This window comes from Pseudomonas putida (assembly GCF_001976065.1).
In the GTDB taxonomy this organism is placed as follows: Bacteria; Pseudomonadota; Gammaproteobacteria; order Pseudomonadales; family Pseudomonadaceae; genus Aquipseudomonas; species Aquipseudomonas serbica.
This window is the reverse complement of sequence record NZ_MNAH01000014.1, coordinates 41133-55059: the sequence shown is the minus strand read 5'-3', so window position 1 is coordinate 55059 and position 13927 is coordinate 41133. Positions and strand designations below refer to the sequence as shown.

The window sequence follows — 13927 nt, the reverse complement described above, 5'->3', positions numbered from 1 at the left end:
TTCTTTCGGGCACCCATCACTTGGGCCTTTTAGAGATCCGCAACGACTTGGCCTTGGCCTCCACCAACAGGTACATCACCAGCGTGATCAACAGCGGCAACAGGAAATAGATCGCCCGATAAGCCAGCAATCCTGCCACCAGGCTGCCCCTGGACGCCTCGTGTTGCAGCAGTGCCACAAACACTGCTTCCAGCACACCGAGCCCGGCCGGAATGTGCGTGATGACCCCGGCGATGGCGCTGATCAGCAACACGCCCAACACCAGCGGATAGTCCAGCTTGCTCGGCAGCAGGGTAAAAATCACCGCAGCCATCAGCGACCAGTTCAGCGCCCCCAGGGCCAGTTGCAGGATCGCCATGCGCAGCGACGGCAAGTTGATTTCCACCCCGCGAATCGTCCATTCCCGACGCTTGGAGAACTGGCACGCCGCCAGATACCCCGCACTCACCAACAGCAATAACACGCCCACCGCTTGTAGCGCGCCACTGCTCAGTTTCCAGCCTGGCGGCATACGCACCAGCCCGCTGCTGAACACCGCGCCGGCAATCACCATGTAGCCAAACCAGTTGGTTGCCAGGCTCAGGCCGAGGATTTTCGCAATGTTGGCCTTGCTCACCCCAAGCCGCGAATACAGGCGATAGCGCATGGCGATGCCGCCGACCCAGGCGCTCAGGTTGAGGTTGAAGGCGTAGCTGATGATGCCCACCGGCAGGATCTGTTTCCACGTCAGGTCCTGGCGGATGTAGGTGCGGCCAATCAGGTCAAAGCAGGCGTAGACCAGAAAACTCACCAGGGTCAGGGCGGACGCGATGATCAAGGTACGCACCTTGAAATCGGCAAGCGTGTCGAACACCTCGTTCCATTCGATGCGTTGGGCGAACATCGTCAACAGGACGATCAGCGCGAGGAAAAAGAGCATCGTCAGCGGTCTTTTCCAACGGCTCCAGCGCGACTTGGCCGGGTGCTCGGCGTGGGACGCCGCCTGTGCTTCAGTGCGGCTCATGTTGATCGCTCCCGGTCGGTGGGGTGAATGCTTTCAAGCGTGGTTTGTGCGCGGGCAACCAGCCGGCCCATGCCGGAAAATGCCGCAGGAAGTGAAACACCAGGAAGCCCACGGTCATGTGCCAGATTCGCCCGCGCGGGGCTTTGTCCACCGACATGGCTTTGCAATGGTGATCGGCGAGCTCTTCGAGCCGTTCGAACAGGTCACGGTTGAACGCCCGGTCACGGATCAACACATTGGCCTCCAGGTTCATCGACAGGCTCAACGGGTCCAGATTGCTGGAGCCGACGGTGCTCCAGTCCTCGTCCACCAACGCCACTTTGCCGTGCAGGGGGCGGTCGCAGTATTCGAAGATTTTCACCCCGGACTTGAGCAGGTAATCGTAGGTCATGCGCGCCGCCAGCTTGGCCACCAGCATGTCCGGCTGCCCCTGCAGGATCAGGCGCACTTCGACACCGCGGCGCGCCGCGTTGCGGATCTCGCGCAGCAAGCGGTAGCCTGGGAAAAAGTAGGCGTTGGCGATGACCACGCGCCGCTGCGCCGTACGCAACGCCAGGCGGTAAACCTCTTCGATGTCGGTCGAATGCTCGGCATTATCACGGTACACCAGCCGCACCTGGCCATCGTGATCAGTTACAACCAGTTCCGAGCGCCGTTGCCGGCGGCGTTGCCACCAGTATTTGGCATGCGCCGGGCGACCGCATTGCAACAGGGCAAAGTGATGGATGTCGGCCACCGCCGGGCCTTGCACTTCAACGGAATAGTCCTGCTTGGCTTCCGCGCCGAAGTCGGCCAGATGATCGGCGGAGAAGTTGATCCCGCCAATGAACGCAAGCGTCCCGTCCACCACCACGATCTTGCGATGCAGGCGTCGGAACCAGTTGGTGCGGATGCCCAGGCGCTTGGGAGCCGGGTCGAACATCTGCAAATGCACGCCGGCACCGCTCAGGGCGTTGAGATAGTCGGCAGTCAGCTCTCCGCAGCCAAACCCGTCAAAACTTGCAGTCACGCGTACGCCCCGTTGGGCCGCTTCGATGAGCACGGACTTCAGTTCTTCACCCACCTTGTCCTCAAACACAATGAAGGTTTCCAGGAGAATCTCGGTCTTGGCCTGGCGCATGGCCTCGAACACCCTGGGGAAATAGGCTTCGCCGTTTTCCAGCAGTTCAACCCGGTTGTTGCCTTGCCAGCCGTACTCGACGTCGACCCTTTGCGGCTCGCTCATGGGCGGCGCGGCTAGCGTTTTTTCCAGCGTGGTTTTTTCCATCGACGGGCTGCTCATAGCTCGATCTCCACCGACAACGGCGCGTGATCCGAAAGGTGCGACCAGGGCCGGCTGGCCAGTACTTGCGGCTGACTGGCCTTGAGGTTGCGAACGTAGATGCGGTCCAGGCGCAGGGCCGGCAATCGCGCGGGAAAACTGCGCGCCGGCTTGCCGTGGTGCTCGGCGAAAACTTCGCGCAATCCGCAGGGTTTGAGCAGGGCATCGGCGCGTTGGCGCCAGTCGTTGAAATCACCGGCCACGATCACGGGCGCTTCGTCCGGGAACGACTCAAGAAGGCGTCGCAGCAACTTGAGCTGTTCATTACGGTGGCTTTCGCGCAAGCCCAGATGAACGCAAATGGCATGCACCTCCGGGCCTTCGCCAGGCAGGCGCAGCACGCAATGCAAAATGCCGCGGTTTTCGTGGCCGCTGATGGACACGTCCAGATTGTCGTGGCGAATGATCTGGAATTTCGACAGCAAGGCATTGCCATGATCGCCTGCCGGATAGACCGCGTTACGACCATAGGCAAACTGAGGCCAGAGGGTGTCCGCGAGAAATTCGTACTGGGGTATCGCCGGCCAATTGTCGTAGCGCTTGGGGTGATGTTCGTGGGTGCCGTGCACCTCCTGCAGAAACACCACGTCGGCGGACACGCTACGCACCGCTTCGCGCAGTTCAGGCAGGATGAAACGCCGGTTCAACGCAGTGAAACCCTTGTGGGTGTTGACCGTCAGCACGGTGAAGCGGTGCACTGTGCTATCAATGTTCGCCTGCTCGTCGGTGGTGCCAACCGGTTCGGAAATGCTCATGGCAGCACTCCTTCGGCAGCCGGTTCACCGGGGGCGGTGAGCAGCTCTTTGTCGAGGTCGAAGCGTTCCAGCAAACGACGCGCATCGAAGGGCGCGCGGACCTTGATGTCGTTATCGAAATAGCAAAACACTTCTCGGGATTTGCGCGCCCTGGGTTTCAGGCGAGGCGCAATCAGTTGCGGGTCAGCCGGTTGCCGGCCCTGATGCCAGGCCTCGATCCGGTCGCCCCAACGCTTCAACGCCTGGGGGGTATAGCCGCTGGCATAGAGCTCTTCGGCACCGTGCAGGCGCAGGTACACGAAGTCACTGGTGAGGTCCTCGCGGTAGGGCCATTTACCGGCGGTGTCGGCGATGACCAAGGCCGTATTGTGGCGTTTGAGCAGGCGGACGAATACTGGATCGATGAAGCTTTCGTTGCGGATTTCCACGGCATGGCGCAAGGGCTGTTTCCTGCTCGCCTTCAGGCTGGCGTGGCCATTCACGTGGGCATCGTGCTGGCGGGCGAGGGCCGCGGCCTGTTCGGTGTCACGGGGCAGTTGCTCAAGGAAAGCTTCGAACAGTTCGGCGTCGAATTTGAAGTTGGGCGCAAACTGCCAGAGGATCGGGCCGAGCTTTTCCTTGAGTTCCAGAACCCCGGAGGCAAAGAAATTTGCCAGGGGTTTGTGGATGTCACGCAGACGCTTGATATGGGTGATGAAACGCGGGGCCTTGACGCTGAACACAAAGTGCACCGGGGTTTCGGCGTACCACTGGGCATAGCGTTCAGGCCTTTGCAGGGCGTAAAACGATCCGTTGATCTCGATGCTGTTGACTGCCCGCGAGGCGAATTGCAATTCGCGCTTCTGGGCCAATCCCTTCGGGTAGAAATCCCCCCGCCAGGGCGTGTAGCGCCAACCTGAAATACCGATGTGAATCGCCGCCATGTCGCCTCCCGTCTGACTGCACCCTGATCTTTTGATGACTGTGGGGCAGGGGCGAAAGTTTCGGCGGTGCTACGGACGGTCACATTTTACAAGCCACCGCAAAAGCCCTACGAGCCGGCTTGCTGGCGATAGCGATGCATTGGTCACATCAATGTTGAATGTGTCGCCGCCATCGCCGGCAAGCCGGCTCCTACAGGGGATCGGCGCCACCATCAATGACAACAGCAGGCAAAGATTGCCAGGCATTTGCCGGCCAGCAGCGAACTAGTCCGGCATTTCTCGATCAGTTCCTTACAGTCCTATCCAAAGGAGCGGATGCCTTGATCAGGCTCAAGACGGCGATATTGCTGGGAACGCTGTTGTTTTTCGGCAGCGAAGAACTGCAAGCAGCGGCCATACCGGGAGTGCCAGCGGCCGCCACACCGGCGGCACACCCTGAACCCCTGGTCCAGGGCGGGTTGCTGGGCGCCATCAGTTCGAGCATCGACGACATCCAGAGCAAGCTCAATCTCGACAGGGACCTGCTCGACGCCTGGCGTTTGCGCGCTGACCGTGCGGCCGATGAGGTGGATCAACTGGTCAATCGCCCATCGGCCCGTTCGAGCTGGAGCGTGGCGGGGGATTTCCTGCTGCTGACGGCGGTGTGGGCGGGTGTCTTCGGCCTGCTCTGGATGTTCGGCAAGTTCTTGACCGAACGCCTGTGCCGCCATCGTGTGCTGCTCAGCCGTGAGCGTGGGCAGGCCCTGCTGGCGTATGTCTTGCCCTACAGCATCCCGGCGCTGATCAGCCTGCCCTTGACGATTTATGCCAGCCAGCTTTTGCCGGTCTCGGCGGGCAGGGCGCTGGCATTGTGTTTTGCCTATGCCACCAGCAGTGGCGTGTTCGCTGCATCGCTGGTGATGTCCCTGGTGGTGCTGTTCAATGTCGGGCACAAACGCCGGGCGGTGCAGATCATTCGCCAGGACAGCCCCCGGCCGCTGTTCGCAATCGGCTTCCTGGTCGCCCTGAGCGACGCCTTGACCAGTCCGCAGATCGCCCATCAACTGGGCAACAACCTCACCAGCAGCATCGCCGTGTTCACCGGCCTGGCGGCCTCGATATCCTTTGGTTTGCTGGTGTTGCGCATGCGCCGTCCGGTCGCCCAGGTAATCCGCATCCTGCCGCTGGCCCAGCGTCGGGCGCAGCCAGCCTTGCGCGAAACCCTGCGGATTTTTTCCGGGCTCTGGTACTGGCCGATCCTGTTGATGGTGCTGGTTTCCATCGTCAACCTGATCGGCATTGGCGATGACAACCAGCAAGTGCTGCGCAGCGCGCTGCTGACCACGGTGCTGCTGATTGCGACGGTGTTTCTCAGCACGACGCTGCACCACTTGTTCAAGTCCCGCAGCGAGTCCGACGTGCGCCGCAGTGGTGCCTACAAGGAGCGCTTCCTGAGCCTCTCCCACGCGTTGTTGCGCATCGCCATGGCCATCGTGTTCATCGATATCCTCGGACGAATCTGGGGCGTGTCGCTGTTCGATTTTGCCGTCAGCAATGCCGTGGGACGGGCGATCAGTGACTCGTTGAGCCATATCGGCCTGATCTTCCTGGTGACGTGGATGGTCTGGGTGGTGCTCGACACGGCGATCCAGGAGGCCCTGAAACCGCCAGCCAACAAACGCGGTGCGCGTCAGCCAAGTACGCGGATCAAGACCATCCTGCCGTTGCTGCGCAATGCGATCAAAATCATCCTGGTGGTGATCTGCGCCATTACCACCATGGCCAACCTTGGCATCAATGTCGCGCCGTTCCTGGCCGGTGCCGGGGTCATTGGCCTGGCCATCGGCTTCGGCTCCCAACAGCTTGTGCAGGACGTGATCACCGGGTTGTTCATCATCATCGAAGATACCTTGTCCATCGGTGACTGGGTGGTGCTCGATTCCGGACATGCCGGCACGGTCGAAGGCCTGACCATCCGCACCTTGCGCCTGCGCGACGGCAAAGGCTTCGTGCACTCGGTGCCCTTTGGCCAGATCAAGGCCGTGACCAACCAATCGCGGCAATTTGCCTATGCGTTCTTCTCCGTGCAGTTCACCTATGACACCGATGTCGACAAGGCCATCGAACTGATTCGCGAGGCCGGGCATTCGATCAGCGAGGACCCGTTCCTCAGGTACAACCTGCAAGGGCCGTTGGATGTGTTCGGCGTCGACAAGATGGACCTCAATGGCGTGGTGCTGACGGCACAATTTCGCACGGTGTCGGGCGGCCAATATGCAGTGAGCCGGGCATTCAACCAACGTTTGAAAAAGCTTGTGGATAACAGTCCCTGGGTGCACTTCGCGCAGACTTATCCACAGCAGGTTCTGATGCCGAGGCAGGCGGCGGAACCTGTGCATGATGGGGTGGTAGAGCCGGAGCATGCGGTGTTGTTGCCGGATCGGCCGCATAGCTAACAAGTGGGCGATAGTACTGGCCCCTTCGCGAGCAAGCCCGCTCCCACAGGGGATCGGGGTACACAAAGCCGATGTGGGAGCGGGCTTGCTCGCGAAGAGGCCGGGCCAGCCAACCCATCAATGCCGGATCAGCTTGCTGTGCACTTCAGCCATCGCCTGCTGGTCCAGTTCCAGCCACACATGCTGCTTGCCCGCAATCTCCGCCGCCGCCGGCAAACCATCGCGATACACCAGCCGATTGCTCGCCAGCGCCGGCACTTTTGCACCTGGCAACAGGGTACCGGCAAGGTTCAGCGGATCGACCCCGCATACCGCGATCAAGCTGCCGTCATGGGGGCGGCGGCGGACTTCGCGCAGCAACGGAATGGCCTCCGGCAAGGCGAATTGTTCGCCCGCCAGGCCACTGACGAAGCGCCCGCCACGAATCTCGCCCCGTGCTTCCAGGCGATGGAAGGTGCGCAGCAATTCACGCCAGCTCGGCAGCCAATCGGCCTCTCGTTCCAACAGGCGCCAGAACACCACACCGTAGCGACGCAACAAGGTCATGGCGATGTGTTCCAGAGTGTCTGCGGGTGTCGGCGTCGGCCTCGGGTTATCCACGCTCGGCGCGGCAACACCGCGTCGCAGCAGCGCCCAGCGCCCGGCATCGTCCATGCCGCCGACAAAGGCCCCACGCCCGCGTCGGCTGCCGCGCTGCTGGCGCTTGCTGGCGGGTGTGATCAGCGCCCGCAGGCCGGCAAAACTGTCGGCGTTCACCAGCCCCGCGCCCACCAGTTCCTGCAAGGCGATTTCCAGTTCTGCGCGTAAGAGGTGGGCTTCGTGGATCAACTCATCGAAGAACAGCGCGCCGTGCTGGCTGAGGGCGGCGTGCACCTTCTGGGTCTTGGGCGACAGTTCGCTCACCGGCGTCTGTTCGGTCAGGTCGCTCCAGAGACCAACCCGATTACGTGGCAACAGCACGATCGGCGTACTGCGCAGGGCGGTGCCGGTGCTGCGGTTGCGAGCGGTCAGCCGGGTCCAGGCCAGTTTGCCGCTACGGCAGGCATCGTCGAGCCAGGTGGGCGAATAGTCCTTGAGCCGCGCGGGCAACAGGTCGCTGTCCCAGGCTGAAGCGGCGGCGGGGTAGCCTTCGAACTGAGCGACGATCGCCGGCAACACCGCGCTGCCCTGGCCGCGGGTAGCGCTGGACAGGTGCTGCCAGTCGAACAGGAAACGCATGAAATCCTGCAAGGCCACGGGCTCGATTTCCCGGCGTAGGCGCTTGACGGTGTAGCGATGAATCCGCGCCAGCAAATGTCGCTCGCACCATTCTTCTTCGGTATTGCCCGGGGTGAAGCGCCCGCGCAGCACATACCCTTCGCGTTCCAGTTGCGCGAGGGCCTGGCTGACTTCCATGGCCGACAACTCGAGAGGGGCGGCAATCGCCTGCAGTGGCAATGGACCAAAGGCGCTGAGGCGCGCTCGAATCACTTCAACGACTGCGTCATCCGGTGCCCAGGCCTGATCGAAACCCGGCAGGGCCTGCAAGGGTGGGGACAGATCCGCTTGTGGATAAATCGCCTGCAGGCATGTCAGTCGTTCCAGCGCCAGCCACAGTGACGGGTTGATGCGGCAGGCTCGGCCGCTGTCAGCCAGGGCATTCAACCATTCCAGCCATTGCGCGTTGGCCCGGGCCTCGGCATCGGTGATGCAGGCCAGGCTCATCAAGGTCTCGTGCATTTCATCGACATTGCCGGGCGCAGGCCAGGCCTCTTTGCGCACCGCGTCAATGGCGTCGGCGTCCAGCGCGCCCAAGTCGTCAGTGGACTGCGGTTCGCTCCAGCGACGGTTGAGCACCGCCTGCGTGCGACGTTCCTCCAGGGGGGCATCGTCGAGAAAGGTGTAGGGCCTGGCGCTGAGGATTTCTGCGGCCAGGGGCGAGGGCGCGGGCAGGTCGCGGCTGATCAGGCGGACCTCGCTGCGTTCCATGCGCCGCAGCAGGGCCAGCCAGCCGTTGCTGTCCATGGCGTCGTGCAGGCAATCGTCGAGGGTCTGCTCCACCAGCGGATGGTCGGGAATGTCGCGCTCGCCCACGAGGTTTTCCACGCAGGCGATCTGGTCGGGGAACACGCTGGCGGTGAGGTCTTCGCTTTTCATCCGCTGGATCTGCGGTGGTACCTTGCGACCACCGCGATAGCGCGGCAGCGCCAGCGCCACGCCTGCATTCCAGCGCCAGCGCACACCAAACAGCGGTGCATCGAGCACGGCCTGGATCAGGATGTGCTCGGCCGTGTTGCTATGCAGGTAGCGCCACACGTCGGCCAGCTCAAAGCTGTGGCTGCTGGACAGCGACAGCACGATGGCGTCCTCACTGGCGGCGGCTTGCAACTCGAAGTTGAAGGTGCGACAGAAGCGTTTGCGCAGGGCCAGGCCCCAGGCGCGGTTGATACGACTGCCAAACGGACTGTGGATAACCAGCTGGGTGCCACCGGACTCGTCGAAGAAGCGCTCCATCAGCAGGGTGTCTTGCGATGGCAAGGCCCCCAGTGCCTGGCGCGCGCGGGCCAGGTATTCCACCAGTTGTTCGGCGCTGGCCAGATTCAGCCCCAGGGTTTGGGTCAACCAGTCGAGGGCGGGCTGCAAGTTACCCGGCGTCTCGCCGAGCAGGCTGTCGAGGCGGGACTGCAAGCGCGCCACGGCAAACGACAGTTCGGCGCTGCGCCCTGGTGCCTCGCCGAGCCAGAACGGAATGGTCGGCGGCTGACCCTGGGCATCCTCGACCCGGACCTTGCCGGTGTCGACCCGCAGGATGCGGTACGAGGTATTGCCCAGCTGGAACACATCCCCGGCGATACTTTCCACCGCGAAATCTTCGTTGACGCTGCCGATGTTCAGGCCCTGGGGCTCGAGCAAAACGCTGTAGTCGGCATTGTCGGGGATTGTCCCGCCGCTGGTCACCGCCGTCAGCTTGGCGCCCCGGCGACCGCGCAGGGTGCGGCTCACGGCGTCGCGATGCAGATAAGCACTGCGGATGCCCTGGCGACCGTCGAAGCCCTCGGCGAGCATCTGCAACAACGCCTGATAGTGTTTTTCGTCGAGTCCGCTGTAGGGCGAGGCCTTGCGCAACATCTCCAACAACGCTTGCTCCGGCCATTCCTGACAACTGACTTCGGCGATGATCTGTTGCGCCAGGACGTCCAGAGGCGCTTCGGGGATCAGCAAGGTGTCGAGTTCACCCCGGCGCACACAGTCGAGCAGCGCGACGCATTCGATCAGGTCGTCGCGGGTGGTGGCGAACAGGCGGCCCTTGGGGGTGCCGCCGACCTGGTGTCCGGAGCGTCCAACCCTTTGCAGAAAGCCGGCGATCGAGCGCGGCGAGGCGATCTGGCACACCAGGTCGACGTCGCCAATGTCGATGCCCAGCTCCAGCGACGCGGTGGCGATCAGCACTTGCAGCTCGCCGCGCTTGAGCCGCTGTTCGGCGTCCAGGCGAAACTCCTTGGCCAGGCTGCCGTGGTGGGCGGCCACTGCTTCTTTGCCCAGGCGCTCGCTCAGGTGCCGGCTCAGGCGTTCGGCCAGGCGCCGGGTGTTGACGAAAATCAGTGTGGTGCGGTGTTCGCGGGCGAGGGCGGCAAGGCGGTCGTAGACCAGTTCCCAGACATCGTTGGCCATGACTGCCGAGAGCGGCACGGGCGGCACTTCGATGTCGAGGTCGCGGGGGCGGGCGTGGCCGATATCGATGATCTCGCAAGGGCGCCCGCGCCCCACCAGAAAGCGCGACACCGCCTCGATGGGTTTTTGCGTGGCCGACAGGCCTATACGCACCAGTGGTTTGGCGCACAGCGCCTGCAAACGCTCCAGGCTCAGCGACAGGTGGCTGCCGCGTTTGCTCGCGGCGATGGCGTGGATTTCATCGACGATCACCGTGCCGGTGGTGCTGAGCATCTGCCGCCCCGAGTCGGAGCCGAGCAGCACGTAGAGCGATTCCGGGGTGGTGACCAGGATGTGCGGCGCGGTCTTGCGCATCGCCGAGCGGTCTTTTTGCGGTGTATCGCCGGTGCGCACGGCGGTGGAGATCCGCAGCTCGGGCAAGCCCATCACCCGCAACTGTTCGGTGATGCCAGCCAACGGTTCTTGCAGGTTGATCTGGATGTCGTTGGACAGCGCCTTGAGAGGCGAGACGTAGACCACCAGGGTTTCGTTCGGCAGGCCTTCAGCGTGTTCCAAACCGCGGTGGACCAGGTCGTCGATCACCGCGAGGAAGGCCGTGAGGGTCTTGCCGGAACCCGTTGGGGCGGCAATCAGGGTCGAGCGGCGCTGGCGGATCAGCGGCCACGCCCGGGCCTGGGCGGCGGTGACCGTCGCGAACGTGTGACTGAACCAGGCGCTGACGGCGGGGTGGAAGCCGGCCAGGGCACTGTCGGCGGGGATGGGCAGGTTCATGTTCTGATTTATGCGGGCGAGGCGGGGAAGATGCAAGTACCGCTGAGGGATCCCTGTTGAATGACAGGGCCTCTTCGCGAGCAGGCTCGGTCCCACAAGGGATCGGCGTAGCGAGCCTGCTCGCGAAGAGGCAGTTGCAGCACCACAAATCCCGGACATCTACACTTTACGGATGACGGTTGCGCACTAAACCCGCAAAATGCAACGATTCCGGCAACTATCGATGACATCGCCCGCGGGCGCTGTCGATAAAGCCATCGTTCCAATCAGACTGGGCCTGCTGACTCTATGCGAATGCGCCTTATGTTACTGGGCGGCGGAAATGCCCTTGGGCAGGCGCTGATTCGCCTCGGTGCGGAGGAAGACATCGGTTTCCTCGCCCCCCGCCCACCACAAGACGGCTGGGATGCCGCGAGCCTGACGCAACTGCTCGACGACACCCGCCCGGACGCGTTGATCAACCTTGCCTACTACTTCGACTGGTTCCAGGCGGAGACGGTCAGTGAACAGCGCCTGGCCGGCCAGGAGCGGGCGATCGAGCGCCTGGCCGAACTGTGCCAGCATCACAACATCGTCCTGGTGCAACCCTCGAGCTACCGCGTGTTCGACGGCTCCCGGGCGACCGCCTACAGCGAAAAAGACGAACCGCTGCCGCTGGGCCTGCGTGGCCAGGCCTTGTGGCGGATCGAGCAAAGCGTGCGCGCTACCTGCCCGCAACACGTGCTGTTGCGTTTCGGCTGGCTGCTCGATGACAGTCCCGACGGCACCCTCGGGCGTTTCCTCGGCCGTGCCGAGCAACCCGAGGAACTGCTGCTGGCCGACGACCGCCGGGGCAATCCGACACCGGTGGACGATGCGGCCCGGGTGATCATTTCGGTGCTCAAGCAACTCGACTGCAGCGCGCCCCTGTGGGGCACCTACCACTACGCCGGGCATGAGGCGACCACGCCGCTGGCCTTGGGCCAGGCGATTCTCACCGAAGCCCGTGCCCTGCACCCGCTGGCCATCGAAGCGCCGACCGCCCAGGCCCACGCCGCGCGCCCGGACGCCGCGGAAGAACCGCAACACGCGGTACTGGCCTGCAAGAAAATTCTGCACACCTTCGGAATCAAGCCACGCGCCTGGCGTGCGGCCCTTCCGAGCCTTCTGGACAGGTTCTATCGTCATGGCTGATCGCCCCGTTCTGATTACCGGGGGCGCCGGTTTCATCGGCTCCCACCTCACCGATGCCTTGCTCGCCAAGGGTTATTCGGTAAGGATTCTCGACGATCTGTCCACCGGTAAACGCAGCAACCTGCCGCTGGACAATCCCAAGGTCGAGTTGATCGTCGGCGACGTTTCCGATGCCGCCCTGGTCGCCCGTGCGATGACCGGGTGTAGCGCCGTGGCGCACCTGGCGGCCGTGGCGTCGGTTCAGGCGTCGGTGGATGACCCGGTGAAGACCCACCAGAGCAATTTCATCGGCTCGTTGAATGTCTGCGAAGCCATGCGCCGGTCAGGCGTCAAGCGCGTGCTGTTCGCTTCCAGTGCCGCGGTGTATGGCAACAATGGCGAAGGCGAGTCAATCGATGAAGACACGCCCAAGGCGCCGTTGACGCCCTACGCGGTGGACAAGCTGGCGAGCGAGCAATACTTGGATTTCTACCGCCGCGAGCATGGGCTGGAACCGGTGATTTTCCGCTTCTTCAACATCTTCGGCCCACGCCAGGATCCGTCCTCGCCGTACTCGGGGGTGATCAGCATTTTCAGCGAGCGCGCGCAAAAAGGCCTGCCAATCACCGTGTTTGGCGACGGTGAGCAGACGCGGGATTTTCTCTACGTCGAGGACCTGGTCGATCTGCTGGTGCAGGCCATCGAGAAACCACAGGTGGAAGAGGGCGCGGTCAACGTCGGCTGGAACCAGGCGACCAGTCTCAAGCAAATGCTTGCAGCCCTTGAGGTCGTGGTTGGCCAGCTGCCAGCGGTGAGCTACGGCCCCGCGCGCTCTGGTGACATTCGGCATTCCCGGGCGAACAATCGGCGTCTGCTGGAGCGCTTCCGGGCGCCCGAGCCGACGCCGTTGAGCGTCGGGCTGGCGCGGTTGCTGGGACAATAGAAAAAGGCGCCTCGAGAGGCGCCTTTTTTGTTGCGGATCGTTTGTTGGTGATCGTTCCCACGCAGAGCGTGTGAACGATCGAACGACCCATTCACCACCACGTGAATATTTAGAACTTGTAACCCAGGCCGACCATGTAGATGAACGGATCGACATCCAGATTCACCCGTGCCCGGGTACCCGGTGCCACGGCATCGTTTTCCACGGTCGCGCGGGTATCGATATCGATGTAACGCACCTGGGCGTTGATCATCACGTTGTCGGTCAGCATGTAGTCGGCACCGACCTGGAACGCCATGCCCCAGGAGTTTTCTGCCTTGAAGTTGCTGAAGCCGTTGGCCTGGGCCTGGCTGCTGACATGCTCGTCGTAGATCCAGGTGTAATTGATACCGGCGCCGAGGTACGGCTGGAAGTCGGATTTGGCATCCAGCGGGTAGTACACGACGCTGAGGGTCGGCGGCAGGTGTTTCAACGTACCGAGCTTGCCGTTCGCCGCGCTCAACGCGGTGCCCTTGAGTTTCACTTCATGTTCGAACGGCGTGGCCGCGAGCAGTTCGATACCCCAGTGGTTGGTCAGCATGTAGGCAACGTTGAGGCCCAGTTGCGTGTCGCTGCTCATGGTCGCCTTGCCACCCAGGTCGGCGCCGCTCAGCGGACCCTGATCGACCTTGACCGTGGAGCTGTCGGCCTCGGGGTTGACGGTAATCGCACCGGCACGAAGGATGATGTCACCCGCTTCGTGAGCGTGGGCGAACGGGGCTGCAAGCGCCAGCGCTACCAGCGAGGCACCGAGCAAGGACTTGTTCATGGGGGGCTCCAGAGGACGTTAAAATTTTTCGATGTCCAATGGTAAGGCGGCTAACGATTTGGTCTTTTGACTCAGCTCAATGAAAGTGGGATGGGTGTGGTTTTTATAGTGTTTTCGATGGCCTCTTCGCGAGCAAGCCCGCTCCCACACTTGTATTGTGTCTAT

The 13927-nt window shown here is 62.7% G+C and carries 9 protein-coding genes; 3 read left to right on the top strand and 6 right to left on the bottom strand.

What is annotated here, in order from left to right:
* Positions 1-16: 16 nt before the first annotated feature.
* From BKX96_RS30805 to BKX96_RS30790, 4 genes are read right to left on the bottom strand one after another with little or no spacing between them, the layout of a single operon-like run.
* Positions 17-1003: a lysylphosphatidylglycerol synthase domain-containing protein gene (locus BKX96_RS30805; RefSeq protein WP_046815900.1), complete on the bottom strand. Its 987-nt coding sequence runs from the start codon at positions 1001-1003 to the stop codon at positions 17-19.
* Positions 990-2285 (bottom strand): cardiolipin synthase ClsB, encoded by a 1296-nt coding sequence (gene clsB / locus BKX96_RS30800; RefSeq protein WP_077186321.1) that lies wholly within the window; start codon positions 2283-2285, stop codon positions 990-992. Before clsB ends, BKX96_RS30805 begins: the two co-directional genes overlap by 14 nt.
* Positions 2282-3079: an endonuclease/exonuclease/phosphatase family protein gene (locus tag BKX96_RS30795; RefSeq protein ID WP_046815898.1), complete on the bottom strand. Its 798-nt coding sequence runs from the start codon at positions 3077-3079 to the stop codon at positions 2282-2284. Before BKX96_RS30795 ends, clsB begins: the two co-directional genes overlap by 4 nt.
* Complete coding sequence (locus BKX96_RS30790) at positions 3076-4002, bottom strand: DUF72 domain-containing protein (RefSeq protein ID WP_046815897.1); 927 nt, start codon at positions 4000-4002, stop codon at positions 3076-3078. The genes BKX96_RS30795 and BKX96_RS30790 overlap by 4 nt, the downstream gene beginning before the upstream one ends.
* A gap of 320 nt (positions 4003-4322) precedes the next feature.
* Between BKX96_RS30790 and BKX96_RS30785 the strand changes: the two genes are divergently transcribed.
* Positions 4323-6437, top strand: coding sequence for a mechanosensitive ion channel family protein (locus BKX96_RS30785; RefSeq protein ID WP_077186320.1), 2115 nt, complete (start codon positions 4323-4325; stop codon positions 6435-6437).
* Between the two features lie 117 nt (positions 6438-6554).
* On the opposite strand, the gene BKX96_RS30780 is transcribed toward BKX96_RS30785, so the two are convergent.
* Positions 6555-10859, bottom strand: coding sequence for a DEAD/DEAH box helicase (locus BKX96_RS30780; protein WP_077186319.1), 4305 nt, complete (start codon positions 10857-10859; stop codon positions 6555-6557).
* 288 nt (positions 10860-11147) lie between these two features.
* Here BKX96_RS30780 and BKX96_RS30775 point away from each other — a divergent pair, with 288 nt between their 5' ends.
* Both BKX96_RS30775 and pgnE read left to right on the top strand, forming a co-directional pair.
* The gene (locus BKX96_RS30775; protein ID WP_046815894.1) at positions 11148-12032 is read left to right on the top strand and encodes a sugar nucleotide-binding protein; all 885 of its coding nucleotides are present in this window, start codon (positions 11148-11150) and stop codon (positions 12030-12032) included.
* A complete protein-coding gene (gene pgnE / locus BKX96_RS30770; RefSeq protein WP_046815893.1) occupies positions 12025-12954 on the top strand; it encodes a UDP-N-acetylglucosamine epimerase PgnE in 930 nt (309 codons plus the stop codon). The genes BKX96_RS30775 and pgnE overlap by 8 nt, the downstream gene beginning before the upstream one ends.
* Before the next feature lie 109 nt (positions 12955-13063).
* Here the strand turns inward: pgnE and BKX96_RS30765 are convergent, their stop codons facing one another.
* Positions 13064-13762 carry an OmpW/AlkL family protein gene (locus BKX96_RS30765; protein WP_046815892.1) on the bottom strand — a complete coding sequence of 233 codons (699 nt, stop codon included), beginning with the start codon at positions 13760-13762 and terminating at the stop codon, positions 13064-13066.
* Between the last annotated feature and the right edge of the window lie 165 nt (positions 13763-13927).

Coding starts and splice junctions, on each gene's coding strand:
- pgnE (WP_046815893.1), top strand. CDS start 12,025: ATGGCTGATCGCCCCGTTCTGATTACCGGGGGCGCCGGTTTCATCGGC.
- BKX96_RS30780 (WP_077186319.1), bottom strand. CDS start 10,859: ATGAACCTGCCCATCCCCGCCGACAGTGCCCTGGCCGGCTTCCACCCC.
- BKX96_RS30775 (WP_046815894.1), top strand. CDS start 11,148: ATGCGAATGCGCCTTATGTTACTGGGCGGCGGAAATGCCCTTGGGCAG.
- clsB (WP_077186321.1), bottom strand. CDS start 2,285: ATGAGCAGCCCGTCGATGGAAAAAACCACGCTGGAAAAAACGCTAGCC.
- BKX96_RS30790 (WP_046815897.1), bottom strand. CDS start 4,002: ATGGCGGCGATTCACATCGGTATTTCAGGTTGGCGCTACACGCCCTGG.
- BKX96_RS30765 (WP_046815892.1), bottom strand. CDS start 13,762: ATGAACAAGTCCTTGCTCGGTGCCTCGCTGGTAGCGCTGGCGCTTGCA.
- BKX96_RS30795 (WP_046815898.1), bottom strand. CDS start 3,079: ATGAGCATTTCCGAACCGGTTGGCACCACCGACGAGCAGGCGAACATT.
- BKX96_RS30805 (WP_046815900.1), bottom strand. CDS start 1,003: ATGAGCCGCACTGAAGCACAGGCGGCGTCCCACGCCGAGCACCCGGCC.